This is a genomic window from Micromonospora marincola (genome assembly GCF_056150385.1).
Genome location: NZ_JAXCFT010000010.1, coordinates 123,035 through 146,872, shown reverse-complemented (window position 1 = coordinate 146,872; position 23,838 = coordinate 123,035). Strand labels below are relative to the sequence as shown.

At 72.0% G+C, this 23,838-nt stretch carries 31 protein-coding genes and 2 pseudogenes; 16 read left to right on the top strand and 17 right to left on the bottom strand.

The genetic code is table 11. The annotated features are described in order from the left end of the window. The first annotated feature begins 23 nt into the window (after positions 1-23). The 3 genes from SM450_RS21290 to SM450_RS21280 are packed head-to-tail and all read left to right on the top strand — an operon-like array spanning position 24 to position 2,072. On the top strand, positions 24-536 hold the full coding sequence (locus SM450_RS21290) for an alpha-amylase family glycosyl hydrolase (RefSeq protein ID WP_474621499.1): 513 nt from the start codon (positions 24-26) through the stop codon (positions 534-536). Beyond that, on the top strand, positions 437-1,135 hold the full coding sequence (locus tag SM450_RS21285) for an alpha amylase C-terminal domain-containing protein (protein ID WP_474621498.1): 699 nt from the start codon (positions 437-439) through the stop codon (positions 1,133-1,135). Before SM450_RS21290 ends, SM450_RS21285 begins: the two co-directional genes overlap by 100 nt. A gap of 55 nt (positions 1,136-1,190) precedes the next feature. Beyond that, positions 1,191-2,072 carry a L,D-transpeptidase gene (locus SM450_RS21280; protein WP_474621497.1) on the top strand — a complete coding sequence of 294 codons (882 nt, stop codon included), beginning with the start codon at positions 1,191-1,193 and terminating at the stop codon, positions 2,070-2,072. A 112-nt stretch (positions 2,073-2,184) separates the two neighbouring features. On the opposite strand, the gene SM450_RS21275 is transcribed toward SM450_RS21280, so the two are convergent. The 5 genes from SM450_RS21275 to SM450_RS21255 all read right to left on the bottom strand — a co-directional run bounded on the left by SM450_RS21275 (position 2,185) and on the right by SM450_RS21255 (position 6,041). After that, complete coding sequence (locus SM450_RS21275; RefSeq protein WP_474621496.1) at positions 2,185-2,805, bottom strand: response regulator transcription factor; 621 nt, start codon at positions 2,803-2,805, stop codon at positions 2,185-2,187. Then, positions 2,802-3,947 carry a sensor histidine kinase gene (locus SM450_RS21270; RefSeq protein ID WP_474621495.1) on the bottom strand — a complete coding sequence of 382 codons (1,146 nt, stop codon included), beginning with the start codon at positions 3,945-3,947 and terminating at the stop codon, positions 2,802-2,804. The genes SM450_RS21275 and SM450_RS21270 overlap by 4 nt, the downstream gene beginning before the upstream one ends. A gap of 30 nt (positions 3,948-3,977) precedes the next feature. Further along, positions 3,978-4,784 (bottom strand): ABC transporter permease, encoded by an 807-nt coding sequence (locus SM450_RS21265; RefSeq protein WP_474621494.1) that lies wholly within the window; start codon positions 4,782-4,784, stop codon positions 3,978-3,980. A gap of 14 nt (positions 4,785-4,798) precedes the next feature. Further along, on the bottom strand, positions 4,799-5,686 hold the full coding sequence (locus tag SM450_RS21260; protein WP_474621493.1) for an ABC transporter ATP-binding protein: 888 nt from the start codon (positions 5,684-5,686) through the stop codon (positions 4,799-4,801). A 100-nt stretch (positions 5,687-5,786) separates the two neighbouring features. Next, on the bottom strand, positions 5,787-6,041 hold the full coding sequence (locus SM450_RS21255) for a hypothetical protein (protein ID WP_474621492.1): 255 nt from the start codon (positions 6,039-6,041) through the stop codon (positions 5,787-5,789). 255 nt (positions 6,042-6,296) lie between these two features. Here SM450_RS21255 and SM450_RS21250 point away from each other — a divergent pair, with 255 nt between their 5' ends. Both SM450_RS21250 and SM450_RS21245 read left to right on the top strand, forming a co-directional pair. Then, complete coding sequence (locus SM450_RS21250; RefSeq protein WP_474621491.1) at positions 6,297-7,133, top strand: helix-turn-helix domain-containing protein; 837 nt, start codon at positions 6,297-6,299, stop codon at positions 7,131-7,133. A 13-nt stretch (positions 7,134-7,146) separates the two neighbouring features. Beyond that, positions 7,147-7,353 carry a DUF397 domain-containing protein gene (locus tag SM450_RS21245; RefSeq protein WP_474621490.1) on the top strand — a complete coding sequence of 69 codons (207 nt, stop codon included), beginning with the start codon at positions 7,147-7,149 and terminating at the stop codon, positions 7,351-7,353. Positions 7,354-7,675: 322 nt separating this feature from the next. Here the strand turns inward: SM450_RS21245 and SM450_RS21240 are convergent, their stop codons facing one another. Beyond that, positions 7,676-9,109 carry an MFS transporter gene (locus SM450_RS21240; RefSeq protein ID WP_474621489.1) on the bottom strand — a complete coding sequence of 478 codons (1,434 nt, stop codon included), beginning with the start codon at positions 9,107-9,109 and terminating at the stop codon, positions 7,676-7,678. Between the two features lie 106 nt (positions 9,110-9,215). On the opposite strand from SM450_RS21240, the gene SM450_RS21235 reads away from it, so the two are divergent. Next, complete coding sequence (locus tag SM450_RS21235; protein ID WP_474621488.1) at positions 9,216-9,956, top strand: TetR/AcrR family transcriptional regulator C-terminal domain-containing protein; 741 nt, start codon at positions 9,216-9,218, stop codon at positions 9,954-9,956. 8 nt (positions 9,957-9,964) lie between these two features. Continuing rightward, a complete protein-coding gene (locus SM450_RS21230; RefSeq protein WP_474621487.1) occupies positions 9,965-10,813 on the top strand; it encodes an alpha/beta hydrolase in 849 nt (282 codons plus the stop codon). Between the two features lie 6 nt (positions 10,814-10,819). Here SM450_RS21230 and SM450_RS21225 read toward each other — a convergent pair whose 3' ends face one another. Further along, positions 10,820-10,948: a hypothetical protein gene (locus SM450_RS21225; protein WP_474621486.1), complete on the bottom strand. Its 129-nt coding sequence runs from the start codon at positions 10,946-10,948 to the stop codon at positions 10,820-10,822. A 183-nt stretch (positions 10,949-11,131) separates the two neighbouring features. Between SM450_RS21225 and SM450_RS21220 the strand changes: the two are divergent. From SM450_RS21220 to SM450_RS21210, 3 genes and pseudogenes are all read left to right on the top strand, one after another. Next, positions 11,132-11,251: pseudogene (locus SM450_RS21220) on the top strand (transcriptional regulator); the annotation flags it as partial. Then, positions 11,225-11,380: a DUF397 domain-containing protein gene (locus SM450_RS21215; protein WP_474621563.1), complete on the top strand. Its 156-nt coding sequence runs from the start codon at positions 11,225-11,227 to the stop codon at positions 11,378-11,380. The pseudogene SM450_RS21220 and the gene SM450_RS21215, both read left to right, overlap by 27 nt. 190 nt (positions 11,381-11,570) lie before the next feature. Further along, on the top strand, positions 11,571-12,284 hold the full coding sequence (locus tag SM450_RS21210; RefSeq protein ID WP_474621485.1) for a hypothetical protein: 714 nt from the start codon (positions 11,571-11,573) through the stop codon (positions 12,282-12,284). A gap of 35 nt (positions 12,285-12,319) precedes the next feature. Here SM450_RS21210 and SM450_RS21205 read toward each other — a convergent pair whose 3' ends face one another. The 7 genes from SM450_RS21205 to SM450_RS21175 all read right to left on the bottom strand — a co-directional run bounded on the left by SM450_RS21205 (position 12,320) and on the right by SM450_RS21175 (position 16,908). Beyond that, positions 12,320-12,727: a hypothetical protein gene (locus tag SM450_RS21205; protein ID WP_474621484.1), complete on the bottom strand. Its 408-nt coding sequence runs from the start codon at positions 12,725-12,727 to the stop codon at positions 12,320-12,322. Then, the gene (locus SM450_RS21200) at positions 12,720-14,882 is read right to left on the bottom strand and encodes an ATP-binding protein (protein WP_474621483.1); all 2,163 of its coding nucleotides are present in this window, start codon (positions 14,880-14,882) and stop codon (positions 12,720-12,722) included. Before SM450_RS21200 ends, SM450_RS21205 begins: the two co-directional genes overlap by 8 nt. Beyond that, positions 14,875-15,516, bottom strand: coding sequence for a GNAT family N-acetyltransferase (locus tag SM450_RS21195; RefSeq protein WP_474621482.1), 642 nt, complete (start codon positions 15,514-15,516; stop codon positions 14,875-14,877). Before SM450_RS21195 ends, SM450_RS21200 begins: the two co-directional genes overlap by 8 nt. After that, on the bottom strand, positions 15,459-15,998 hold the full coding sequence (locus SM450_RS21190) for a DUF6879 family protein (RefSeq protein ID WP_474621481.1): 540 nt from the start codon (positions 15,996-15,998) through the stop codon (positions 15,459-15,461). The genes SM450_RS21195 and SM450_RS21190 overlap by 58 nt, the downstream gene beginning before the upstream one ends. A gap of 1 nt (position 15,999) precedes the next feature. Then, positions 16,000-16,200, bottom strand: a complete 201-nt coding sequence (locus SM450_RS21185; RefSeq protein WP_474621480.1) for a hypothetical protein — start codon at positions 16,198-16,200, stop codon at positions 16,000-16,002. 87 nt (positions 16,201-16,287) lie between these two features. Beyond that, complete coding sequence (locus SM450_RS21180) at positions 16,288-16,539, bottom strand: hypothetical protein (protein ID WP_474621479.1); 252 nt, start codon at positions 16,537-16,539, stop codon at positions 16,288-16,290. 183 nt (positions 16,540-16,722) lie between these two features. Beyond that, positions 16,723-16,908 (bottom strand): hypothetical protein, encoded by a 186-nt coding sequence (locus SM450_RS21175; RefSeq protein WP_474621478.1) that lies wholly within the window; start codon positions 16,906-16,908, stop codon positions 16,723-16,725. Between the two features lie 96 nt (positions 16,909-17,004). On the opposite strand from SM450_RS21175, the gene SM450_RS21170 reads away from it, so the two are divergent. Further along, the gene (locus tag SM450_RS21170) at positions 17,005-18,144 is read left to right on the top strand and encodes a site-2 protease family protein (RefSeq protein WP_474621477.1); all 1,140 of its coding nucleotides are present in this window, start codon (positions 17,005-17,007) and stop codon (positions 18,142-18,144) included. Positions 18,145-18,179: 35 nt separating this feature from the next. Here the strand turns inward: SM450_RS21170 and SM450_RS21165 are convergent, their stop codons facing one another. Then, the gene (locus SM450_RS21165) at positions 18,180-19,406 is read right to left on the bottom strand and encodes an FAD-binding protein (RefSeq protein ID WP_474621476.1); all 1,227 of its coding nucleotides are present in this window, start codon (positions 19,404-19,406) and stop codon (positions 18,180-18,182) included. A 67-nt stretch (positions 19,407-19,473) separates the two neighbouring features. Here SM450_RS21165 and SM450_RS21160 point away from each other — a divergent pair, with 67 nt between their 5' ends. Further along, positions 19,474-19,809: a hypothetical protein gene (locus SM450_RS21160; RefSeq protein ID WP_474621475.1), complete on the top strand. Its 336-nt coding sequence runs from the start codon at positions 19,474-19,476 to the stop codon at positions 19,807-19,809. Between the two features lie 6 nt (positions 19,810-19,815). Here SM450_RS21160 and SM450_RS21155 read toward each other — a convergent pair whose 3' ends face one another. Then, positions 19,816-20,745, bottom strand: coding sequence for an LLM class F420-dependent oxidoreductase (locus tag SM450_RS21155; RefSeq protein ID WP_474621474.1), 930 nt, complete (start codon positions 20,743-20,745; stop codon positions 19,816-19,818). A 67-nt stretch (positions 20,746-20,812) separates the two neighbouring features. Between SM450_RS21155 and SM450_RS21150 the strand changes: the two genes are divergently transcribed. Next, positions 20,813-21,115 carry an ArsR/SmtB family transcription factor gene (locus tag SM450_RS21150; RefSeq protein ID WP_474621473.1) on the top strand — a complete coding sequence of 101 codons (303 nt, stop codon included), beginning with the start codon at positions 20,813-20,815 and terminating at the stop codon, positions 21,113-21,115. A gap of 2 nt (positions 21,116-21,117) precedes the next feature. Further along, positions 21,118-21,648 carry an SRPBCC family protein gene (locus SM450_RS21145; protein ID WP_474621472.1) on the top strand — a complete coding sequence of 177 codons (531 nt, stop codon included), beginning with the start codon at positions 21,118-21,120 and terminating at the stop codon, positions 21,646-21,648. Positions 21,649-21,650: 2 nt separating this feature from the next. Here the strand turns inward: SM450_RS21145 and SM450_RS21140 are convergent, their stop codons facing one another. Further along, a complete protein-coding gene (locus tag SM450_RS21140; protein WP_474621471.1) occupies positions 21,651-22,856 on the bottom strand; it encodes an FAD-dependent monooxygenase in 1,206 nt (401 codons plus the stop codon). Positions 22,857-22,927: 71 nt separating this feature from the next. On the opposite strand from SM450_RS21140, the gene SM450_RS21135 reads away from it, so the two are divergent. Together SM450_RS21135 and SM450_RS21130 are read left to right on the top strand one after the other, a co-directional pair. Next, positions 22,928-23,518 (top strand): TetR family transcriptional regulator, encoded by a 591-nt coding sequence (locus SM450_RS21135; RefSeq protein WP_474621470.1) that lies wholly within the window; start codon positions 22,928-22,930, stop codon positions 23,516-23,518. Then, positions 23,519-23,812: pseudogene (locus SM450_RS21130) on the top strand (glycine betaine ABC transporter substrate-binding protein); the annotation flags it as partial. Between the last annotated feature and the right edge of the window lie 26 nt (positions 23,813-23,838).

Here is a 23,838-nt window from a genome sequence, read left to right as displayed (position 1 = left end):
ACGCCGTACCCGTAGGAGTCCTGATGCATCGACGCCGATGCCGCGCCGCGGCGCTCTCCCTGGGCGTGGCCGCGAGCCTGCTCGCCCCGACCACCGTGGCGGCGCCCCCGGCCGCCGCCGCTCCCGCGGGCGGCAAGAAGGTCATCGTCCAGCTCTTCGAGTGGAACTGGACCTCGGTGGCGAGCGAGTGCACGAGCACGCTCGGCCCCTCCGGCTACGGCTACGTCCAGGTGTCCCCGCCCCAGGAGCACGTCAACAGCAGCCCGTGGTGGGTGTCCTACCAGCCGGTCAGCTACCGGATCGAGTCCCGCAAGGGCACCCGCGCCCAGTTCCAGTCGATGGTGAACACCTGCCACAACGCCGGCGTCAAGGTGATCGTCGACGCGGTGGTCAACCACATGTCCGGCAGGAGGTCATCTACGGCGCGGGTGAGCCGGTGCAGCCGACCGAGTACACGGGCAACGGCGACGTCCACGAGTTCCGGTACGGCAAGGACCTGGCCCGGATGTTCACAAGCGAACGCCTGGCGTACCTGAGGAACTTCGGCGAGTCCTGGGGCTACCTGCCGAGCGGATCCGCGGTGGTCTTCACCGACAACCACGACACCCAGCGCGACGGCGGCGTGCTCACCTACCGCGACCGTGGCGCGTACGCGCTCGCCAACGCGTTCATGCTGGCCTGGCCGTACGGCACCCCGGCGGTGATGTCGAGCTTCACGTTCGGCAACAAGGACCAGGGCCCGCCAGCCGACGGCAGCAACCGGATCACCAACACCACCTGCTACGCCGGCTGGGAGTGCGAGCACCGCTGGCCGGTGATCGCCAACATGGTCGGTTTCCGCAACGCCACCGAGGGCGCGGCGGTCGCCAACTGGTACGACAACGGCTACCAGCACATCGCGTTCAGCCGGGCCGGCAAGGGCTACCTGACGCTCAACGACGAGGACTCGGCGGTGACCGGCCGGTCGTACTACACCGGACTGCCGGCCGGCCGCTACTGCGACGTCGTCCACGGCACGTTCCGCAACGGCTCGTGCAGCGGGCCGGTGGTCACCGTGGACGCCGCGGGTTGGTTCGCCGCGACAGTCAACCCGCACGACGCGATCGCCATCCACGTCGGCGCGAAGCTGAGCTGACCCGGCCCGGGGCCCCCGCACCGCGTGGGGGCCTCCGGTCGGTTACAGTCGTTTCGTGCCTTTTGACCAGATCTCGGGGCGGCGACTGTCCGGCTGGCTGTTCGCCGCTCTCGGCGTACCGCTGCTGGTGGCCACCGCCCTGCTGGTCGGCCACGCGCTGACCGGCGCACCGCCGCCCACGCCCGTCGTCGTCGGCCCGACCACCCCGGCGCCCACCCGCCCGCCGCCTGTGGAATCCGTGCCGCCCGCCGCGCCCGCGTCGGCCGACCTGCCGACTGTCACCTACGCTCCGGCGCCCGGCGGCTTCCCCGCCGACCCGGCCCCCGCCGACACCGGGCCACTGCACGAGGGCGCGCGTCCGAACCGGAAGGTCGCCGCGTACGACGCACCAGGTGGCCGGCCGCTCGCGTTCCTCGCGCCGACCATCAGCGACGTCCGGCTGACCATGCCGATCGTCGAACGCCGGGTCGGCTGGACCGCGGTGCTGCTCCCCTCGGCCAACCGCACCATCGCCTGGCTGCCCGCCGGCGGCTGGACCACAGTGGTACTGCGCGACCAGGTCGTGGTGGAACGCCGCACCCACCGGCTCACCTGGCGCCGGGACGGCCGGACCGTCCACACCTGGCCGGTCAGTCTCGGCATGTCCGGCCAACTCACCCCGCTCGGCCGCACCTTCGTGCTGGGCCGCACGCCACCCCCGGAGGACGTCTACGGCGGGGTCGACATCTTCGCGCTCGGCGCGATCCCCGACGACCCGGACGCGGTGCCCACCGGGCTGCGCGGCGCCCACATCGGACTGCACACCTGGTACAACGACGACACGCTCGGCGAGAACGTCACGAACGGCTGCATCCGGCTGACCCGCAGCGCCCAACGCCAGCTCCTCGCCGAACTGGTCCCCGGCACCAGCTTCGTCGTCGTCGACCGCCTCCCCTGACCACCCCGCCCCGTCCGCCCGCTCGCCCGGGTTAGGCGGGGGCCCCGCTTAACAGGCACCGGTTAAGCGGGGCCCCCGCCTCTACCAAATGCGTTAAGCGGGGCCCCCGCCTTCAACCCAGCAGCCAACCGTTGGCCTCCGCCAACCGGACCGCGTCGGCGCGGTTGCGGGCGCCGGTCTTCCCGATGGCCGCCGAGAGGTGGTTACGGACCGTGCCCTCGGACAGGTGCAGCGTCGCCGCCAGCTCGGCCACCGTGCCGCCGCCCCGGGCCGTCCGCAGCACCTCCGTCTCCCGCTCGGTGAGCGGACTCGATCCGGTCGCGAGCGTCTCGGCGGCAAGCGTCGGATCGACCACCCGCAGGCCGGCGTGCACCCGGCGGACCGCGTCGGCGAGCTGCCGGGCCGGCGTGTCCTTGACCACGAACCCGTTCGCGCCCGCCTCCATCGCCCGGCGCAGGTAGCCGGGCCGCCCGAAGGTGGTCACCACGAGCACCCGGCAGCCGGGCAGCGCGGTCCGGAGCGCGGCAGTCGCGGCCACCCCGTCCAGGCCGGGCATCTCCACGTCGAGCAGCGCCACGTCCGGCCGGGTGCGCAGCGCCTCCGGCACCACCTCGTCGCCCCGGCTCACCTCGGCCACCACGGCGAGGTCCGGCTCCAGCGACAGCAGCGCGGCAAGCGCGCCCCGGACCAGCGCCTGGTCGTCGGCGAGCAGCAGCCTAATCGTCTCGGTCACCCGCGGACCCTCCCGTTCGTCTCCGGCAGCGTGACCCGGAGCAGGAATCCGCGCCCGCCGGACGACCGGGCGACGGTCACCGTGGCATCGAGCCGGCCCGCCCGCTCGCGCAGCCCGACCAGCCCGTGCCCGGTCGTCGGCGCCTCGCCGGCCGGCCCCCGGCCGTCGTCGCGTACCTCCACCGCCGCCGGTTCCACCCGGATCACGCACCGCCGCGCGCCGCTGTGCCGCACCACGTTCGTCACCCCTTCGCGGACCGCCCAGCCGAACAGCTCGTCCACGTCCGCCGGCAGCGCCGGCACCGTCTCCGGCAGCTCCGCGACGACACCGGCGGCGGCCAGCGCCGACCGGGCGCCGGCCAACTCGGACGCCAGATCCACCCCGCGGTACGCCCCGACGGTGCCCCGCACGTCGGCGAGCGCCTCCCGGGCCAGCCGTTCCACGTCGGCGATCTCGGTGGCCGCCCGGGCCGGGTCCAACTCCAGCAGCCGGCCGGCCAACTCTGCCTTCACCGCCACCACGGTCAGCGAGTGGCCGAGGATGTCGTGCAGGTCCCGGGCGGTACGGGCGCGTTCCTCGGCCACCGCGAGCCGGTGGATCTCCTGCTGCGCGGCCTGGAGTTCGGCGTTGCGTTGGGCCAGCCGGCTCACCCCGAACATGGCGAACGAGGCGAGCAGCACCGCGAAGACGACTGTGCTCTCCGACTCCCAGCCGGGCACCAGGCGTGAGGTGACGGGTGGGGTCACCGCGGCCAGCACCACCACGATCAGGGACTCCGTGAGCGGCAGCAGGAACACCGCGGCGGCGGCCACGAAGACCAACGTGGTCAACCAGTCCCCGTCGGTGCCCGGGATGCCGATCAGACCGAGCGCCAGCAGCAGCGCGACAAGCAGCCGGGCTTGGCCGACCGGGGTGGGGAGGTGCCGCTGCCGGCGGGCGCGGGACCACTCGAAGACAAGCACGTACGCCACGCCGAAGGCGATCACGGAGCCGAGCCCGAGCAGCCGCCGCCACAGCTCCGGCTGGTGCAGGGCGGTGAGGAACGGGATGTTGAGGAAGAAGAGCCATACCGCCGCCAGCAGCCAGCCGGTGAACCGCCAGCGGCGGTTCACCGGCCGGAAGGGGCCGGGCGGCGGCGTCACGCCCACCACGCTAGTGCCTCCCGCGTCCGGTCAGACGCGGGTGGTGTCGCGGCGGAACAGGCGGGTCGCACCGAGGCCGAACAGCGCGGTCCAGGCGGCCACGTTGCCGACCGCCGCCCAGTCCACCCCGGTGCCGGTCAGCGGCGCGCGGGCGAGCTGACCGACCCCGTACACCGGGGTGAACTTGGCGATCTGCCGCATCACGTCGGGCAGCAGATCGAGCGGGACGAACAGGCCGCCGAGCATGGCCAGGATGGCAAGCGCCGGGCCCATGAACTGCATGACGTTCTCGGCCGGGGCGAGGTAGCCGACGAAGAGGCCGAACGCGGCGAAGACGAGCGATCCGATCCAGGCGGTCAGGCCGGACTCCAGCCAGATGTGCGCCGGCAGCCGGACGCCGGAGGCCGCCCCGACCACGAACTCCACGAGTACGCCGGCCAGGCCGAGCACCATCGCGGTGGCCACCTTCGTGGCCACGTACGCGGCGGGGCGCAGCGGGGTCAGCCGCAACTGCCGGCTCCACCCCAACGCGCGCTCGGTGGCGACGGCGGCGCCGGCGCTGGTGGTCGCCACCATGGCCGCGTACACGGCGAGGCTGATCATGATCCAGCCGGTGACCGGCAGGCCGTTGTCGAGCTTCTCGCCGCGCGAGGGCAGGCCGAAGAGGAGGAAGAAGACCGCGGGCATGACCAGGATGAACATCAGCGTGCGGCGGTTGCGCAACACCCGGCGGACCTCGATGCCGAGTACGGCGGCGGAGAAGCCGCCGAGGGCTGGCGGCCGGCGGTCGGCCCGGCGCGTGTCGGTGGTGGTGTCGGGCGAGGTCGTGGTGGTCATGGCGAGGCTCCCGGTCAGGCGGCGGTCAGGGCGAGGAACGCGTCCTCGAGATTGCGTGAGGTGATCTCCAGGTCCCGGGCGTCGGTCCGGGTCAGCAGGTGCCGGGCGACGACGTCGGAGTCCTCGCTGTGCACGAGGACCGCGTCGCCGCGTACCTCGACGGACCGGACGCCCGGCAGCGCGGCGAGCGCGGCCTGGTCGGCGCCGGGCAGGGTGGCCCGCACGATCCGGCCGGCGGCCAGGTTCTTGATCTCGGCGGTGGTGCCGTCGGCGACCACCCGCCCGGCCCGGACCAGCACGATCCGGTCCGCGTACGCGTCGGCCTCGTCCAGGTAGTGGGTGGCGAACAGCACGGTCCGGCCGGAGCGGGCGTCGGCCCGGATCGCCTGCCAGAAGTCGCGGCGGCCCTCGACGTCCATCCCTGTGGTCGGCTCGTCCAGCACCATCAGGTCCGGGTCGGGCAGCAACGCGAGCGCGAACCGGAGCCGCTGCTGCTGGCCGCCGGAGCACTTGCCCACCTGTCGGTCGGCGATCTCGGCGATGCCGGCGCGTTCCAGCACCTCGGTCACCGGGCGGGTGTGGCCGTAGAAGTGCGCGGTCATCCGTACCGTCTCGGCGACGGTGAGGTCCTTGAGCAGGCCGCCGGTCTGCATCACGGCGGCGACCCGGCCGAGCCGGACGGCGTCGGTCGGGCTGCCGCCGAAGACGTGGACCGTGCCGGCGTCCGGGCGGGCCAGCCCGAGCAGCATGTCGACGGTGGTGGTCTTGCCGGCGCCGTTGGGCCCGAGGAAGGCCACCACCTCACCGGGCGTGATCCGCAGGCTGAGCCCGTCGACGGCGGTCACCGGGCCGAAGGTCTTGGTGAGTCCGGCCAGTTCGACGGCCGGTGCGGTGTCGGTCATGCACTCATGCTGCGGCGTACGGAGACCCGGACCCGGGAGCAGCCGTCACCTTCCCGCCGTGACATTTGTCAGGTGCGCCGGCATGGCGTACCGACAGCAGTCACCGCACCCGGAACCGACGTGCGCATGCGCCGTCGTGGTCGGGCCGGAGCCGACAGCGCTGCGCGCCCGCCACCCGGCGGTCGCAGAAGACCCAGTGGCGTACGTTCTGGTCGTCCTCCGGCGAGACCGTGGTGCTGCCCGGCTCGGTCTGTGGCAACACGTGCGTCCAGTGCGCGACCACTCGGGCCAACCGTTGGGCGGACAGCAGATCGTTCACGACGACCGGCAGGTGGATCACCCATCGTTCAGTCATGACCTGAGCACCTCTCGTCGAGTCTGTGGAGGGGCGGGACCGCCGACCCCGCCCCGCACCGGCGGACCCGCCCGGCACCTGCCACCGCAGCCCTCCTCGGCGGTACGGCGGCAGGGCACTCTCGGATTCGTCTCGGCCTCGTCACCGATCCGAAGGAAGTCCTCACTCATCGTGCATGGGCCTGTTCCTTTATGCAACTCCCGATTTGGACCAGGGTCGTTGCGTGTCGCGCTCGGATACTCCACACTGTCCGACATGACTGGAAGTCCGACCGTCCGTCGCCGGCGTCTCGCCGCTGCCCTCCGCCGACTCCGTGAGCAGACCGGCATGACGGCTGACCAGGCAGCGAAGGAGATCGGCATCTCCAAGTCGGCGGTCAGCCGCATCGAGAACGCCCAGGTGTCCGTGATGCCGCCGGTCGCGCGGGCCCTTCTCCACCTCTACGGCGTCGAGGGTGACGAGGTCGACGCGCTCGTGCAGGTGGCCCGGGACGCCCGTAAGCGCGGCTGGTGGCAGGCGTTTGACGACGTCCTGCCGGACTGGTTCGAGGTCTACGTCGGGCTGGAAGCCGAGGCGTCGGAGATCCGGGCATTCCAGCCCCAACTGATTCCGGGTCTGCTTCAGACCGCCGACTATGCCCGCGCGGTCGTCCGGGCCGAACACCCGGACGCGCCCGACAACGAGGTCGAACGTCGCGTCGAGCTGCGGATGCGCCGCCAGTCCAACGAGTCTCCGCCAAAACTGTGGGTGGTGCTGGACGAGGCCGCGCTGCGACGGCCGGTCGGCGGCGCGGAGACGTTCACGGCGCAACTGCATCGGCTGGCCGAGGAAGCCGACCGTCCCGGCAACACCGTCCAGATCCTGACGTTCGCGGCCGGCGAATACGGCTCGATGGGCAGCGCCTTCAGCCTGCTCGCCTTCCCGGAGCCGGCCGACCCGGGCGTCGTCTACGTCGAGACCCGCGCGGGTAGCCTCTACCTGGAGGGCCAACAGGTCAGGGAATACTCCCGCGTCTTCGAGCATCTGGTCGCCACGGCGGCCGGCGCCCGCGAGTCGCGCGACCTGATCCGGGAGGCGATCAACCAGCTCTGAGGGGACGACCGGGGTGGACGAGACCAACCAGGGCGCGGTGACCTGGCGGAAGAGCACCCGCAGCAACGGCTCCGGCGACTGCGTCGAGGTCGCGGACAACCTCTCCGGTCGGGTCGGCGTGCGGGACAGCAAGAACGCGAGCGGCCCGGTCCTCCTCTTCGACGGGCAGGCGTGGCGGAGCTTCCTTCGCGGTTTCCAGCAGGAGCGCCCGGTCGGCTGACACGCGTCGGCGCGGTGCGGTGAGAAGGGTCAGCGCACGACTTCCACCGATTTCGACTCGAACGGCGAGCCACACACCCACCCAACTCAGGCAGCCGGGCATGACGTGGCCGCCAGCGCGGTCCGGGCCGCGAGCGCCTTGGAGATGCGCCGCGAGTTCGCCGCATGGCTCAAGAGCGGCGGCCTCCCGGACCTCACTGACGTCTCCCCCACCGCGTCAAACAGCCGCCCGGCACAACCCTTGTCAGTTCTCGCTCAGTGCAGACCGAACCAGTTAAGCGGGGGCCCTTCCTCTACCGAATCCGTTAACAAGGGCCCCTTCCTTACACGTCCTCGCGGGCCCGGCGCGGCAGCAGGAACGCGCCGGCGACGGTGACCAGCACCAGGCCCAGTTCCGCGACGAGCGTGACCCGCACCGCGTGCCCGACACCGCCCGACGCGGCGTCGAAGAAGACGGTGCCCAGCAGCGCCACCCCGAGCGCGCCGCCGAGTTGCTGGACGGCGGTGAGCGTGCCGGAGGCCGAGCCGGTCTCCTCCTCGTCCACACCGGAGAGCACGATGTCGAAGAAGGGCGCCATCACCAGCCCCATTCCGAGGCCGACCGCCAGCAGCGCGGGCACCAGCCGCCACGGGGTGACGTCGTCGCCGATCAGGCGCAGGGTGAGCAGCATCCCGGCGACGCCGGCCAGCACCACCACGAGGCCGAGGTGGATCAGTCGCCGGCCGAGACGCCGGGCGAGGCCCATGCCGGCCAGCACGAACGCGAGCACCATGCCGAGCGCCTGCGGCACCGAGGCCAGGCCGGTGCGCAGCGGCGACCAGCCCAGGCCGAGCTGGAGATAGAGGCTGAACACCAGCGAGAAGCCGGTGAGCGCGGTGAAGAACGCCAGGCCGGCGGCCAGCCCGCCGGTGAAGGCGCGCCGGCGGAACAGCGTCGGCACGACCAGCGGGTCGCGGCCGGCGCGCTGCCGAACCCGCTCGTAGCGGGCGAAGACCGCGAAGACCAGCGCCGCGCCGACCGGCATGGCGAGCGCCCAGCCGGGCCAGCCCAGCTCGCGGCCCTGTACCAGCGGGTAGACAAGCAGCACCGCGCCGAGCGAGACGAGCAGGACGCCGGGGAGGTCGAGCCGGGTGGCCCGGGCGGCCCGGGACTCGGGCAGGAAGCAGACGGCGCCGAGGGCGGCGAGCAGGCCGAGCGGCACGTTGATCAGGAAGATGGCCCGCCAGCCGGTGCCGGCCAGGTCGGCGTCGACGAGCCAGCCGGCGAGGATCGGGCCGCCGACGGCGGAGAGGCCCATCACCGGGCCGAACGCGCCGAACGCGGCGGCGAGTTCCTCGCCCGAGAACATCTCCTTGATCAGGCCGAGCCCCTGCGGGAGGAGCAGGGCGCCGAAGAGGCCCTGCACGACCCGGGCGGTGATCAGCGTGCCCGGTCCGGCGGCGAGCGCGCACAGGGCCGAGGCGGCGGTGAAGCCGAGCACCCCGACCAGGAACATGCGGCGGCGGCCGTACAGGTCGCCGAGCCGGCCGCCGGTGACCAGACCGACGGCCATGGCCAGCGTGTAGCCGGCGCCGAGCCACTGGATGAGGGCGGGCGACCCACCGAGGTCGGCCCGGATGGCCGGGCCGGCGAGGTTGGTGACGAGCACGTCAAGCAGGTCCATCACCTCGGCGCTGAGGATCACCGCGAGCGCGACCCAGCGCCAGCGGTGACCGGTGACGGGTGCGCGCTCCGGCACCAGGATTTCGGCGGTCATGGTTCCCCCATTCGATACGAACAGCGTTCGTTGTCGAACGTTGTTCTATCAACGAACGGCGTTCGCAGCAAGTACGATGTTCGAGTCCCGACAGCCGGAGGTGTCCGTGAGCGACCAACTCGCCCCGCCGTGGCGTACCCGATCCCGGGGTCGGGCGGCCCGCGCGCCGCTCAGCCAGGACGCGGTGGTCGACGCCGCGCTCGCCCTGGTCAACCGGGAGGGTCTGGGGGCGCTGAGCATGCGGCGGGTGGCCCAGGAGCTGGGCACCGGGCCGGCGTCGCTCTACGCCCACGTCTCCGGCAAGGAGGAGTTGCTCGAACTGCTCGTCGACCGGGCCAGCGCCGACATCGTGGTCCCGGCGCCGGACCCGACCCGGTGGGCCGCGCAGATCCGCGAGGTGGCCTGGGCGGCGTACCGGGTGTACGCCACCCACACCAACCTGGCGCTCGCCTCGCTCGCCACCATCCCCACCGGCCCGAACGCGCTGCGGGTCACCGAGGGGATGCTGGAGATCCTGCTCGCCAGCGGCGTACCGCCCCAGCGGGCGGCCTGGTTCCTCGACCGACTCTTCCTCTACATCGCCGGCGACGCCTACGAGGGCGCGCTGTACGCGGAGAAGGCCCGCGCCGCCGGGCAGGACTCCCGGACCTGGTGGGCGAACATGCACCGGCAACTCCGCGGCTACTACGAGGGCCTGCCGGCGTCCAGCTACCCCCGCATCCTCGCCCACCTGGACGAGTTCATGGCGGGCACCGGCGACGAGCGCTTCGGCTTCGGCCTGGACCTGCTGATCCAGGGGCTCGCCGCGGAGATCCCGACCGGGAGTGAGGGCCGCCGGGCCGGGTAACCCGCGCCATGGGCGTACCGACCGGACGTGTCGACACGATCGTGCTCATCCACGGGCTCTGGATGACCGGCCGGAGCTGGGAGCACTGGGCCGACCGCTACGCGGCGCGCGGCTTCCGGGTGCTCACCCCGGCCTGGCCGGGCATGGACCGCGAGCCGGCCGAGCTGCGGGCCGACCCCACCCCGATCGCCGAGCAGCGGATCGCCACGATCGTCGACCACTATGCGGCGATCATCCGGGAGCTGCCCCGGCCGCCGATCGTCATGGGGCACTCGTTCGGCGGCCTGGTCGCCCAACTGCTGCTGGACCGCCGGCTCGGCGCCGCAGTCGTCGGCGTGCACCCCGCGCCGGTCAAGGGCGTGCTCAAGCTGCCGCTGAGCACGCTTCGCTCCGGGTTCTCCATCCTGCACAACCCGGCCAACCGGCACCGCGCGGTGCCGTTCACCGCCGAGGACTTCCGGTACGCCTTCGGCAACACCCTCACCCGCGCGGAGTCGGACGCCGCCTGGGAGCGGTACGCCGTCCCCGGCGCCGGCCACGTGCTGTTCGAGGGCTCGTTCGCCAACCTGGACCCGGACTCGGCCACCGAGATCGACCGCAAGCGCGACGACCGCGCCCCGCTGCTGATCACGGCCGGCGGCGAGGACCACGTGGTCCCGCCGTCGCTCGCCACCAGCGTGGCCAACCTCTACCGCAGCTCGACCGCGATCACCAGCTACCGGGAGTTCCCCGGCCGGTCGCACTTCGTCGGCGGCGAGCCGGGCTGGGAGGAGGAGGCCGACTTCGCGCTGGAGTGGGCGGTCGAGGCCGCCAACGAGTTCTCCCCCACCGTGGTAAGCGAGGCACCCCGGCACTGAGTGCGGTCAGAGAACCACGAAACGCGCAGGTTCGCCAAGCACAGCGGCTGCCCGGTCAAGGTCGGCCAGCCGTGCGGCGAGTGTCGCCGTGGCCAGGCGGGTCGGCAGGGCGATGTTGAACTTCAGGCCGGTCAACGCACGTTCGTCGACTTCTGCTGGGCGACGATGTGCCTCGGCTCGGGTGGCGCGCTCACCGGTTCGACCCAGCCCCGCGACCAGAGCAGCAGAAGCGCCGCAGCCTCGGTCAGCACGTCCCCCGCCAGGGTCAGGAACAGGCAGTTGCGGCTGCTGCCGGCCCGGCGGCCGGTGAGGCCCAGTGGTAAGGAGGTGGAGCCACCAGTGACCTACCTGGAGTCGGCTACCGGCGCGATCTACCTCGACAAGCCGCACGAGATCACGGCGTACAACGCAATTTGGAGCGACATGGCCAGCCATGCCGCTGACAATCTCGCCGAGTTCGTCGGCGTGCGTGACAGCAAGGACCCGACCGGCCCGATCCTCACGTTCGCGCCCGAGACGTGCGCGTCCTTCGTGTCAGGGGCCAAGCAAGGCTCGTACCACCGCTGACGGAACCGGATCCTCGGGTGCTGACCTGCACCAGCCGGCACCCGAGCCCCTGCTTCCTCGCCAGTCGCCCCGGAGCGGTGACCGATGGGCGACCGTGGGCTGACGGATCGCCGGTCGTACCGTTCTCGATGTGACGCGGTCCGCCGCGCGGTTGTTTGACAGCCACCGCCCCCGGTCCGACGATGTGCCGATGGTTTCCGATGAGTTGAGGGCCAAGGCGGTCGCGTTGCGCGCCTCGGGACGTACTCCGAAGCAGATCGCCCGGGAGTTGGGCCTCACCCGCGCGGTGGTCGGCCCCCTGGTGCGCGGCGTCGCCGTGGAGCGGCCCGGGCGGAGCCGGCCCGCCGACCTGCCTCTGCTCGGATGCTGGATCAGCCCCGGGTGGAGCGAGGGTCTGCTCATCGAGGACCGGCCGGACGACTGGGTGGACGTCCTCGACGACGGATCGATGTCCGAGACGGCTGGTCTGACCAGCGTGTTGGTCGCCCGCCGGGAGGGCGAACGGGTGAGCCTGGCCGGTTTCCTGGTGGACACCTACTGTCTCGGGGCGAAGAACGCCCTGCCGCCCAGCACCTTCGACGAGCGGGACGTGCCCGCGTTCGCCGACGAGTTCTTCGGCAGCTACGAGGCGCTTCCGCTGACCGCGCCGATCGACCTGGCGCGGCATCTCGTGTTCGGTGCCGTCGAGTACGCCCGCGGCCTCGGTTTCGACCCGCATCAGGACTACTACGCGGCGGCCGGTCACCTGGGCGAGTGGCAGCCGCCGAGCCGGATCACCTTCGGCCGCGACGGCAAACCATTCTTCCTCCAGGGGCCGAACGACAACGCCGCGCGCATCATGCGAACGCTGGACCGCACGGTCGGCGCCGGCAACTACCACTTCACCACCGTCGTCGTCGGCTGACAGCCTTGAACTGTCGACCCGGCTCTCCGCAACGATTATTCCTGCCGGTTCCACTGCGGAGGGAGGGTGAGGTTCACTCCCCCGGCGATGTCGCGGGCCTGCACCACCGCGCCGGTAACCCGACCGGACACCGTGTTGGTCACCGAGTCGGACCGAAGCGTCGTCTGGTGGAAGACGCTCCATCGACGCCGTAGCTCCTGGTCGAATCGCGGATCCTCGGCCGCCGCGTCCACCAGCGCACCGCGCAGGGCGTCCGTTCTCCCGGGGACCGGCGCGGAAACGGGTTCGATGTCGAGGGCGTCGTGCAACCCGCGATGGTCCTCCGCCTTGCGGCGGACGAGTCGCATCAGTGCGGCGAACGCCTCTCGACCGGTGTCGGCCAGACTCTCAGCGGCGCGGGTCGAGAGTGCCACGGCAACCGCCGTGAGGATCGGGTCATCCATCGGTCTCTCCTCGTTCCGTCCCGATGTCGCGGTCCACTGCCGCCAGCTTCCGCTGCACCTCCACCGCGAGGGGGTCGTCGAGTTCCAGCAGCGTCAGGAGGGCGTCAGCGAAGGCTTCGCGGGCCGCACGCGGACGCCGGCCGTTCAGGTGGGCGTCGCCCTCACACGATCGGGCCAGGGCCGCATGCCGCCGGTCGCCGAGCTCTCCGAACAGCTCGACGGCCGAGGTGAGGACAGCCAGCGCCGCATCGTGATCGCCCGCGCGCAGCAGCGTCTGTCCCTGGTGGAGTTCGACGAGCGCCTGACTCCAGCGATTACCGAGGTGCCGGAAGACCTCCATCGCGGCGCCGTACGACATCAGCGCCTCGGTCAGGAAGCCGCCGCCGCGTTGCGCGTTGCCGAGGCTCATCAGGGCCAGACCGGTGCCGCGTTCCTCTCCCAGCCGCTGAAAGGTTTCCAGCGCTTCCTGGGAGTAACGGACGGCCGCAGCGAAGTCTCCCCGGTCCTCGTCCACCAGACCGCATCCGCGCAGGCCGTAGCCGACGGTCCACGAGTCTTCGACGTCTCGTGCCGCATCCAGCGAGCCGGCAAAGCAGCGCCGGGCCTCGTCGAGGTCGCCGCGGTCCCACCACGCGTCGCCGAGACTGAGCAGTAGCCAGCTTTCAGCGCCGCGGTCGCCGAGTTGGCGGGCGCAGTCGAGGCCCATCACGTGGCTGTCGATCCACGCCTTCCAGTAGGAGCGCCGTTCGAAGAAGGCCATGCCGGCCAGGGCGAGTTGCCACCCGAACCGGTGGTGTCCCCACTCGGTCGCCGCGCGGATGAGATCGAGCAGATTGAGCCGCTCCTGCTCGCACCACCGGAGCGCCTCGTCCAACCCCTTGTCGGGGGGAGCGGTCACCCCGGGCAGCGGGCGGCCCTGCGGGAGGATCGCCCGATAGGCCGCGTACGTGTGGTGCAGATACCAACCAAGCAACCGATCCCGCGCCTGCCTCGTCGCATCGGGATCCTCGTCGGATTCCGCACATTCAGCGGCATAGAGCCTCAACAGGTCGTGCAGCCGGTAGCGGTCGGCTCCGCTGCGGGTGAGCATGTGCAACCCCACGAGCGATTCCAGGTGTCGGCGCGCGGACGGCGGGGTGAGACCGGCGAGACGGCACATGGCGTCCAGTGCGATGTCCGCCCCGGGATGGATGCCGATCAGCCGGAACACTCGCGCGGCGTCGGCGTTCAGAGCCCGGTACGACCAGGAGAAGACGGTTCGCACGGCCGACAGTTCGTCATCCTCGACGCTCAGCGCGTCGAGCCTGCTCTCCTCGGTCGCCAACTCGCGCACCAAATTCGCGAGCGGGGTGTCGTCTTCGAGGCGCGCCCGGTCGGCCACGATCCGCAGGGCGAGCGGCAGGTGGGAGCAGAGTTCGACGAGCGTGGCCACCGCTGTCTGTTCGCGCTCCACCCGCCCGGCTCCGACCGTCAGCCGGAGCAGCCGCATCGCTTCCTGGCTCGACAGCACATCCAGCACGGCACGGATGGCACCGTCGCGGACGGCCAAGCCGGAGAGTCTGCTGCGACTCGTTATGATCACCATGCAGCTCGGGGAGGCTGGCAGGAGTGGCCGTACCTGCTCGGCGCTGGCGGCGTTGTCGAGCAGGATCAGCATCTTCCGTCCGGTGGTCAGCGATCGGTAGAGCGCGGTGCGACCGTGCAGGTCCCGCGGGATCTTCTCGGCGGGCACGTCCATCGCCCGGAGAAACCCGTCCAGGGCCTCGTGCGGCGTCAGCGGTGGCACGGCATCGTAACCGCGGAGGTTGATGTAGATGTCACCGTCGGGGAAGCGTTCCCGGACACGGTGTGCCCAGTGCACGGCAAGCGCGGTCTTGCCGACGCCGGCGGTGCCGGAGATCGTGGAGATGGTCACGACCGGGAGTGTCACTTCATCGGTAACCAACTCGACCTCGTCGAGCAGCGAGTCGAGTTGCCGGATGTGCACCTCGCGGTCGACGAAGCCTTTGGTGGCGGGGGGCAGTTGCCGTGGTGACGGCAGCGGCACCTCGGTGACCGCGCGCAGGTTCACGTTGCCCTGGATGAGACCGGCCTGGATCACCGCGCCACCGTGGCCGGAGAAGTCGTTCTCGACCGCGCCCCTGTCGTCAGTCATCTGACCGGGCATCCGGCGGCCGGGCCGCCAGGAACTCGCGGGCGAGCAGACCCATGAGAACGACATCGCGACGGCGGCCCGCCAGATATTCCTGATCCCTGAGCAGCCCTTCCCGCGCGAAGCCCAGTCGGTCGTGCAGCCGCAGCGACGCGGCGTTGTCGGCGTGGATCTCGACCAGGCACTTGTGGTAGCGGCGCTCGGTGAACATGTAGGCCAGCAGGATCCGGGCCGCCGCTCTGCCGTAACCACGCCTGCGGTGCGCCGCGCTGACCGCGAGGCCGTAGCTGAAGGTGCCGGTCCGCGTGTCGGTGCGGTGAGTCGACAGTGCGCCGATCATCTCCGCGTTGCCGATCCGCTCGATCGCGAGAGCGAAGCAGTCGTCATCCGCCCCGGCGAGGCTGAGCCGCTCGACGTCCTGCCGGATTCGTCCCCGTGACCGTGGTGGTTCGGCCATGTGGACGGCGCGCGACCCGGTGAGGTCTGTGGCGAAGTCACGATAGTAGCCGTCGTCCTCGGGCTCGATGGCCCGGAGCCGCACCAGCTTGCCAGACCAACCAGCGAACATGGCAGCGCCGTTCAGCGCCCGGCCGTCACAGCCGCCGGAAGCTCCGAGAAGCGGATGGCTCTCGTCCACGCCCGGTCCCGCCACTGGCAGTGCCTCACGAGTTCGGCAGGCTCTTCGGTGACGGTGAACCCCTCGAATCGGTCATCATCGGTGAAGTGCAGGAACGCCACCACACGCGAGTCGAACAACCAGAAGTCGTAATCCGGCAGTGCCAGCTCTGCCGCCCGTCGCCGCCCGAGGTAGCGGATGTCCTCGCCCGCCGCCAGGTTGTGCGGTGTCACCGACATCTCGAACCGGAGGTAGTCGCTCGGGGGCTCATCAATGACCCGAACCCGTTCCACGGTTTTGCCCCTTGAGGTCTCCGTCTGCATCAGATCAAGCCAGGACCGGAGCCACTCGATGCCCGGATCCGCACCGGCAAGGAACGCCTGGAACGGCTCGTCCTCGGAGGGGAGCCCGTAGGATCGGCGGACCTCCAGCTTGAACGCGGCGTGTTTGAAGTCTTCGAAGAGACGCTGGAAGGCGTCTGGATCATCGATGAGCGCCCCCATCTCAGACCTTCTTCTCGAACCAGGACATCAGTTCGCGAGGCACCACGACGAACGTCTCGTTCGGCAGCACGTCGCGCAACTGCTGGAGCGCCTCCGGGTCGGTCAACTCGCAGCCCTGCACGACGATGTCACCTTCGTCGGTCTCGTAGAGACTGGGACAGGACCCGGAGTTGCTCGACGTGGTCAGAAAGCGAAGCTTCATCGTTTCTCCTCCAACGGCCGCTAGCTACGGATAGTAGTCAACCGATTACGAGCCATCAATAGACTCCTGCCGTTGGATGCCCGCCGTTCAGGTCAGTTCGAGTAAGCCCCGCAGTAACGCCAACGCCGACCGGTCGGAACTGAGCTGCGCCAACTCCGTGTCGATGAACGTGGTAGAGAAGTCGGCCGGTGACCCACCCATGAATGCTTGCTGCTTCTCCGTGTGCCACTGGTGCAGCCACGGCTCGATCTCGAGGCTGACCAACCGCTTGGCCTTTCGGTTGGCCAGGATGTAGGGGTTGCCCTCCGGGATGAGCCGGGAGTTGCAGGCGCGCCGCACACACTGGGTGCTCCCTGCGCGGCGAGTCCTCCCGCATGCGCCGCCCCCTCTTGCCCGATCGTCGCTGTTACGGCTCCAGCCCTGGCACCTTACCTGGCGCCCGCACGGGCCGATTGAGCTTGCGCAGCAGCTTGGCCGCCGCTCGATCAACCTGCACGGCCAAGGCCGGCGCGGGCGGCACGCTCACGGGCGGAGCTCGTCACGCAGTTCACTGAGCGGAACTGGGGCGTCGCCAGCGTCGATCCGGGCGAGTGCGTCGAGGGCCGCTGAGACGTCGGCAGCATCCTCGGCTCGTTCGATCGCTTCGGCCATGTCGGCGGGGACGATGGCAACGGCGTCGGGCAGGTTGCTGCTGATACCCCGCGTCATGCTCTCAGCATCGTGGGTGCCCGCTTCGTGACGAGTGCGACGCGCTGGGCGGTTCGGGACTGGTGTGGAGGTGCACCCGCCGGGTATCACTGAACGATGAGGGCGAGTTTCCGGCTCGGCCGGGTCGCGGGCGTACCCGTCGGCGTCAACTGGAGTGTCCTGGTCATCTTCGTGCTGATCGCCTGGACGCTGTCGGCGAGCCTGTTCCCGCGCTCGTACCCCGGCCACTCCGCGGTCGCCTACCTCGCCGCCGGCCTGGCCGCCGCGGTGGTCTTCTTCCTCGGCCTGCTCGCCCACGAGGTGTCGCACGCGGTGGTGGCCAAGCGCAACGGCATCGAGGTCGAGGGGATCACGCTCTGGCTCTTCGGCGGTGTGGCCGAGCTGAAGGGCGAGGCGAAGGACCCGGGCGCCGAGTTGCGGATCGCCGGCGTCGGACCGCTTGTCAGCCTGGTCATCGGCGTGGTGTTCGGCGCGATCGCGGTGGCGGTCGCGGTGGCCGGCGGGCACGGGCTGCTGCTCGGCGCGCTGTCCTGGCTCGCAGGCATCAACGTGCTGCTGGCGCTCTTCAACGTGCTGCCGGCCGCGCCGCTTGACGGCGGGCGGCTGCTGCGCGCGGCGGTGTGGAAGGCCACCGGCGACCGGACCCGGGCGTCCGTGGTGGCCGCCGGCGCCGGCCGGGTGCTGGGCATCGTGCTGATCGGCCTCGGGCTGTGGCGGTTCCTGTCCGGCGCCGGGTTCGGCGGGCTCTGGCTGGCGCTGATCGGCTGGTTCCTGATCGGCGCGGCCGGCATGGAGGAGCGGCAGGCCCGGATGGGCGACGCGCTGCGCGGCGTCCGCGTCGGCGACGTGATGACGCCGCAGCCGCAGACCGCGTCCGGCGACCTGACCGTGGCCGACTTCGTCGACCACTACCTCTTCGCGTACCGGCACTCGGCGCTGCCGCTCACCGAGAACGACAGGCCGGTCGGCCTGGTCACGCTCGACCGGGTACGCGGCGTCGCGGCGGACCGCCGCCCGTTGACCACCCTGGCCGAGGTCTCGTGCCGGGCCGACGAGCTGGTGCTCGCCCGTCCGGACGAGCAGCTCACCGACCTGCTCCCCCGGCTCAACGCGTGCACCGACGGCCGGGCGCTCGTGGTGGTGGACGACCGGCTGGTCGGGATCGTCTCACCGAGCGACATCAGCCGCGCGGTGCAGCGCGGCAGCATGCGCGCGCAGGCGCCCGCCGGCCGCTGACCCCGGCCGCGCCGGAACACGGCGGCGTCTGATCGTCAGTCGCGGGGGAAATAGCGGTCCAGCTCGTCGGTGCGGAACTTCCCGGTCGGGTCGTAGGAGCGCAGCAGGGCCGCGAAGTCGGCGTGCCTGGGGTACGCGGCGGCCGGGTCGCGGTCGAACAGCTTGCCCCAGTGCGGGCGGGGCGCGAACGGGGCGAGCCGCTGTTCCACCTCGGCCAGCACGGGCGCCACCGCCACCGGGTCACCGATCCAGGTGAAGTGCAGCGCCAGCGTGTCCCGGCGGAAGTTCGGGCTCAGCCACAGTTCGTCCGCGGCCACCGTCCGCAGCTCGCTGATCTGGAGCACGGCGGCGATGCGTTCGGCGGCCGGGTCGAGCGCGGTGAGCGCCGCCGCCGCGTCGGCGCGGGCCACGTGCCACTCGGACTGCAACTCGTCGCCGCTGCTCGGGGTGAAGCCGAGCCGGAAGTGCGGCAGCCGCTCGTGCCAGGGACCGGGCTCGCCGAACTGGGCGGTGCAGTGCTCGGGCGACATGCCGGGCACCGGGTGCTGCGGCGTCTCGGCGGGGACGGTGTCCAGCCAGTCGGCGGGTGGCGGCGCCTGGTCGGCGTGCTGCTTGATCCACACCTGGTCGAAGCGCTCGGACCGCCAGTCGGTGAAGACGCTGACGCTGTACGCGGCGCCGAGCGCCTCGTCCAGCGCGATCCGGGGCAGGCCGAGCCGGACGTACTGGCGCACCGCGTACGTGGGGACCACGTCGAGCGTGAGCCGGGTGACCACGCCCAGCGCGCCGAGGTTGACCACCAGGCCGGCGAAGGTCGGGTCGGTCCGGTCGACGGTGCGCAGGTCGCCGTCGGCGGTGACAAGTTCCAGGGCGGCCACGGCGGCGGCCAGGTTGCGGTTGGCGACGCCGGAGCCGTGGGTGGCGGTGGCGACGGAGCCGGCCACCGAGATGTGCGGCAGCGAGGCGAGGTTCGCCAGCGCGTACCCCTTTGCCTGGAGCGCGGTGGCCAGGTCGCCGTAGCGGATGCCGGCGGCGACGGTGACGGTGCCGCGGTCCGGGTCGAGCGCGACGGTGGGCGGCAGCCCGCCGAGCGCGATCTGGGCGCCTGTGGTGTCGCCGAGCCGGTTGAACGAGTGGCCGGTGCCGACGGCCCGGACCCGGTCCGCGTCGGCGACCAGCCGGCGCAGCTCGTCCAGGGTGGTGGGCCGGTGCCGGGTCCGGGCCGACCAGCGGACGTTGCCGGCCCAGTTGGTGTCGGTCATGCGCTGCATCATCCGCCATCGCGGGCGGGCAGGGTTGCTCCGGGGTCGAAGCGGGAATCCTGGGCGGATGAGCAGCTACCACGACCCGAGCCTCCACGGTGACGTGTACCCGTCGGAGGAGGAGATCGACCCGACCGGGCCCGGACCGGACCTGACCGCGCCGGTGCCGACGCCGGAGCCCGAGCCGGCCCCGGCGCCGCACCCGGGGCCGCCACCGCGCGACGGGCGGAGCCGGTCGATCGTGACCCGGCACCTGGACGGCTCCGTCGAGGTGGTGACCGACCTGGACGGCGACGGTGTGGCCGACGTGGTGCAGGTCGACATCGACGGCGACGGCGTCCCGGACGTGATGTATCTGGACAGCGACCGGGACGGCCGGCTCGACACCGTGCGGCGGGCGTAGGCCCGTTTAGAGCTGCGGCATCACCTCGGCGGCGACCAGCTCCAGGTGGTCCAGGTCAGCCAGGTCGAGCACCTGGAGGTAGGCCCGGGCGCTGCCCGCCTCGGCGTACCGGCCGAGCGTGTCCACCACTTCGGCGGGCGTGCCGGCGGCGCCGTGGGCGCGCAGCTCGGCGGCGTCCCGGCCGATCGCCTCGGCGCGGCGGGTCACCTCGGCGTCGTCCCGGCCGCAGCAGAGCACGAGCGCGTTGGACCAGGTCATGGTGGACGGGTCCCGGTCGATCTCGGCGCAGGCGTCCCGCACCCGCTGGAACTGTGCCGTGGTGTCCTCGACGGAGACGAACGGCAGGTTGAACTCGTCGGCGTAGCGGGCGGCCAGGCGGGGGGTGCGCTTCGGGCCCATGCCGCCGAGCAGGATCGGCGGCCGGGGCCGCTGCACCGGCTTGGGCAGCGCCGGTGAGTCGCTGACCGGGTAGTGCTTGCCCGGGAAGTCGAACGTGGACCCGGCCGGGGTGGACCAGAGCCCGGTGATGACCGCGAGCTGCTCCTCCAGCCGGTCGAACCGCTCGCCGACGGGCGGGAACGGTATGCCGTACGCGGTGTGCTCCTCGGCGTACCAGCCGGCGCCGATGCCCAGCTCGACCCGGCCGCCGCTCATCTGGTCGACCTGCGCGACGGTGATGGCCAGCGGGCCGGGCAGGCGGAAGGTGGCGGCGCTCATCAGCGTGCCGAGCCGGATCCGGGTGGTGTCGCGGGCCAGGCCGGCGAGCGTGGTCCAGGCGTCGGTGGGGCCGGGGTCACCGCTCACCGAGCCCATCTTCAGGTAGTGGTCGGAGCGGAAGAACGCGGCGAAGCCCGTTTCCTCCGCCCGGCGCGCCACGGCGAGCAGTTCGTCGTAGCTGGCACCCTGTTGGGGTTCGGTGAAGATCCGAAGTTCCATGCACCGAGCATAGGGGAACAGCCAGTATGCCTTGACATGCATATAACGCTGGCGGCATATTAAGACGGTGAACGCCTTCGCCGTGCTGGCCGAGCCCGCCCGCCGCGACATCCTGGACCGGCTGCGCCGGGCCGAGAGCAGCGTCGGCGACCTGGTGGACGCGCTGGGCATGAGCCAGCCGGCCGTCTCCAAGCACCTGCGGGTGCTCCGCGAGGCCGGCCTGGTCACCTGCCGCGCCGCGGCCCAGCGGCGGATCTACCGGGTGGACACCCGGCCGCTGCGGGCCGTGGACGACTGGCTCGGGCCCTACCGGCTGATGTGGACCGAGCACCTCGACGCCCTGGAGCGCCATCTCGACCGTCAGGAGTGACGATGCCGCGTGACACCTTCCACCCCGGCCCGCTCGCCGACGTCGCCCGGGTCCCGGCCGACGACCGGTGGGACCTGGTCTTCGTGCGGGACCTGCGACACCCGCCCGAGAGAGTGTGGGCCGCGTTGACCGACCCCGGGCAGCTCGCCGAGTGGGCGCCGTTCCTCGCCGACCGCGACCTCGGCAGCCCGGGCGGGGCCACGCTCAGCACCGTCGACGGCGAGCAGGCGCACCCGGCGCCGGCCACGGTGCTCCGCGCGGACCGCCCGCGCCTGCTGGAATACACCTGGGGCGACGGCCTGCTCCGCTGGGAGCTGGCCCCGACCGGCGCCGGCACCGCGCTGACCCTGCGGCACCGGATCGACCGGCCCGACCTCGCCCCGATGGTCGCCGCCGGCTGGCACCTGTGCCTGGACGTCGCCGGTCACCTCCTGGACGGCGACCCGGTCGGCCCGATCCGTGGCGCGGAGGCGAAGAACTTCGGCTGGGAGGAGCTGCGCGACGCGTACGCCGAGCGGTTGGACCGGCCCTGACCTCAGGCCGCGCGGGCCGGCAGGTCCGGCAACGTGATCGCGGTGGCCGCCCGACGGATCGGCTCGGCCACCCGGCTGACCATCCGCTCCCGGCCGGGCAGGTGCGGCAGGAGGCGCAGCATCAGCGTCTGGAACCGGATCTGCCCGGCCGAGCCGAGCACCATGCCCTTCAGGTTGCGCTCGGCAAGCGCCTGGTTCGCCGCGACGAACGGCCGCATCCGGCGCTCGTACGCGGCGAATCTGGCCGCCGGCTGCCCACCCGCCTCGGCCAGCGCGGCGGCCAGCACGTACGCCCCGACCAGCCCGAGGCTGGTGCCCTGGCCGGACGCCGGTGAGGCGGCGTAGGCGGCGTCGCCGACCAGCCCGACCCGGCCGGCCGACCAGCTCTCCATCCGCACCTGGCTCATCGCGTCGAGGTAGAGATCCGGCGCGTCGGGCAGGGCGGCGAGCAGCTCGGGCACCCGCCAGCCGGCCCCGGCGAAGGCCCGGCACAGCAGCGCCCGCTGGGCGGCCACGTCACCGAGGTCGCCGGCGTCGGCAGGCGAGCGGAAGAGGAAGAGCGCCCGGGCGTCGGGCGCGCCCGCGGTCCGGTAGACGCCCACGGTCCGCCCCGGCGTCGGGTGCAGCAGCTCGACCCGTTCCTCGCCGAACCCGGCCGGCACGGTGCAGATGGCGATGTGGTGCCCGAGCGGGCGCAGGTGGCTCGACGCCTGGCCGAACGCGAGCCGCCGTACCGTCGAGTGCAGCCCGTCGGCGCCGATGACCAGGGCGAAGCGGCGGCGCGGGCCCCGCGCGAACGTCACGTCGACCCCGTCGGCGTCGGCGCGCAGCGCGGCGACCGAGTCGTCGAAGCGGTGTTCCACGCCGTCGGCGGCGGCCCGCAGGATCCGGGTCAGGTCGCCCCGCATGATCTCGACGTCGTCGGTCGACCGGCCGCCGAACAGGGCGGCGTCCATGGTGGCGAGTTGCCGGCCGCGCCCGTCGAGGAAGCGGGCCAGCCGCATCCCGGTGTCGTGGGCGCGCACCTGCCCGGTCAGGCCCATCCGGTCCAGCACGGTCAGGGCCACGCCCCGGACGTCCACCTTGTAGCCGCCGTCGCGGGGCCCCGGGGCCCGTTCCACGACTGTCGGTCGGAAGCCGTGGCGGCGCAACCACCAGGCGAGCGCGGAGCCGGCGACACCGCCGCCGGAGATCAGGACATCGGTCATGACAGTGACGGTACGGACGTGTGAGACGTTTGTGCAAGACAGATGTTCAAGAACTTCGGTACGCTGCTCCCATGGGAAATCGGGAGGATCTCCTCGCCGGCGCGAAGCGCTGCCTGATGGAGAAGGGCTACGCCGCCACCACCGCCCGCGACGTCGCCGCCGCGGCCGGCACCAGCCTGGCCGCCATCGGCTACCACTTCCGCACCACCCGGGCCCTGCTCGACGAGGCGCTGTTCGAGGCGATGGCGGAGTGGGGCGAGGAGTTGGACCGCGCGCTCGCCCACGACGCCGGCCCGGACGCCGACCCGGAGCAGCGGTTCGAGCTGGCCTGGGAGCGGATCATCGAGTCGTTCGCCCGGCTGCGCCCGCTCTGGGCGGTCCAGTTCGAGCTGGTCGCCCGGATGGACCGCGCCCCCGAGCTACGCGAGGCGTTCGCCGCCGCCAACCGGCGGGCCCGCCTCGGCCTGGCCGAGGTGTTCCACCAGCTCGACGCGGGCACGGACGAGGCCACCGCGCTCACCCTCGGCGCGTTCCACCAGGCGCTGCTCGGCGGCGTGGCCGCCCAGTGCCTGGTGGACCCGGACGCCGCGCCCACGGCGAAGGAGCTGACCCGCGCGCTGCGGATCGTCGCCCGGGACCTGGGCCCCGGCCTCCCGGGGTGACCATGGGGGGTCACGCTCGGGCACCCGCACTGGGCCTACGCCAAGTACGAGTTGAAGGACCTGACCGACCTGAAGGGCACCCTCGGCCAGGCCGAGGAGATCAACACGTTCACCCGCCTGGGCTTCGGCGAGGACTTCCCCGAGATCACCGCCATGCTGAAGAAGTTCAAGATGGACGGCGACCAGCTCGCCTCGCTGGAGGACCTGATGTTCAACGTCCACAAGGGCGACGAGGAGAAGGCGGTCGAGGAGTGGCTGAAGGCCAACCCCGACTACCTGAAGACGCTCGCCTGAGCGATCCCGCGCACGACAGGGGCCCC

What these genes read in the sequence shown, in the direction of transcription:
- SM450_RS21185 (WP_474621480.1), bottom strand. Translation starts at nt 16,200, where the DNA reads ATGAAGCTTCGCTTTCTGACCACGTCGAGCAACTCCGGGTCCTGTCCC.
- SM450_RS21135 (WP_474621470.1), top strand. Translation starts at nt 22,928, where the DNA reads ATGGGAAATCGGGAGGATCTCCTCGCCGGCGCGAAGCGCTGCCTGATG.
- SM450_RS21200 (WP_474621483.1), bottom strand. Translation starts at nt 14,882, where the DNA reads ATGACTGACGACAGGGGCGCGGTCGAGAACGACTTCTCCGGCCACGGT.
- SM450_RS21230 (WP_474621487.1), top strand. Translation starts at nt 9,965, where the DNA reads ATGGGCGTACCGACCGGACGTGTCGACACGATCGTGCTCATCCACGGG.
- SM450_RS21265 (WP_474621494.1), bottom strand. Translation starts at nt 4,784, where the DNA reads ATGACCACCACGACCTCGCCCGACACCACCACCGACACGCGCCGGGCC.
- SM450_RS21255 (WP_474621492.1), bottom strand. Translation starts at nt 6,041, where the DNA reads ATGACTGAACGATGGGTGATCCACCTGCCGGTCGTCGTGAACGATCTG.
- SM450_RS21205 (WP_474621484.1), bottom strand. Translation starts at nt 12,727, where the DNA reads ATGGATGACCCGATCCTCACGGCGGTTGCCGTGGCACTCTCGACCCGC.
- SM450_RS21170 (WP_474621477.1), top strand. Translation starts at nt 17,005, where the DNA reads ATGAGGGCGAGTTTCCGGCTCGGCCGGGTCGCGGGCGTACCCGTCGGC.
- SM450_RS21210 (WP_474621485.1), top strand. Translation starts at nt 11,571, where the DNA reads ATGGTTTCCGATGAGTTGAGGGCCAAGGCGGTCGCGTTGCGCGCCTCG.
- SM450_RS21155 (WP_474621474.1), bottom strand. Translation starts at nt 20,745, where the DNA reads ATGGAACTTCGGATCTTCACCGAACCCCAACAGGGTGCCAGCTACGAC.
- SM450_RS21190 (WP_474621481.1), bottom strand. Translation starts at nt 15,998, where the DNA reads ATGGGGGCGCTCATCGATGATCCAGACGCCTTCCAGCGTCTCTTCGAA.
- SM450_RS21290 (WP_474621499.1), top strand. Translation starts at nt 24, where the DNA reads ATGCATCGACGCCGATGCCGCGCCGCGGCGCTCTCCCTGGGCGTGGCC.
- SM450_RS21240 (WP_474621489.1), bottom strand. Translation starts at nt 9,109, where the DNA reads ATGACCGCCGAAATCCTGGTGCCGGAGCGCGCACCCGTCACCGGTCAC.
- SM450_RS21175 (WP_474621478.1), bottom strand. Translation starts at nt 16,908, where the DNA reads ATGACGCGGGGTATCAGCAGCAACCTGCCCGACGCCGTTGCCATCGTC.
- SM450_RS21140 (WP_474621471.1), bottom strand. Translation starts at nt 22,856, where the DNA reads ATGACCGATGTCCTGATCTCCGGCGGCGGTGTCGCCGGCTCCGCGCTC.
- SM450_RS21160 (WP_474621475.1), top strand. Translation starts at nt 19,474, where the DNA reads ATGAGCAGCTACCACGACCCGAGCCTCCACGGTGACGTGTACCCGTCG.
- SM450_RS21165 (WP_474621476.1), bottom strand. Translation starts at nt 19,406, where the DNA reads ATGACCGACACCAACTGGGCCGGCAACGTCCGCTGGTCGGCCCGGACC.
- SM450_RS21260 (WP_474621493.1), bottom strand. Translation starts at nt 5,686, where the DNA reads ATGACCGACACCGCACCGGCCGTCGAACTGGCCGGACTCACCAAGACC.
- SM450_RS21250 (WP_474621491.1), top strand. Translation starts at nt 6,297, where the DNA reads ATGACTGGAAGTCCGACCGTCCGTCGCCGGCGTCTCGCCGCTGCCCTC.
- SM450_RS21145 (WP_474621472.1), top strand. Translation starts at nt 21,118, where the DNA reads ATGCCGCGTGACACCTTCCACCCCGGCCCGCTCGCCGACGTCGCCCGG.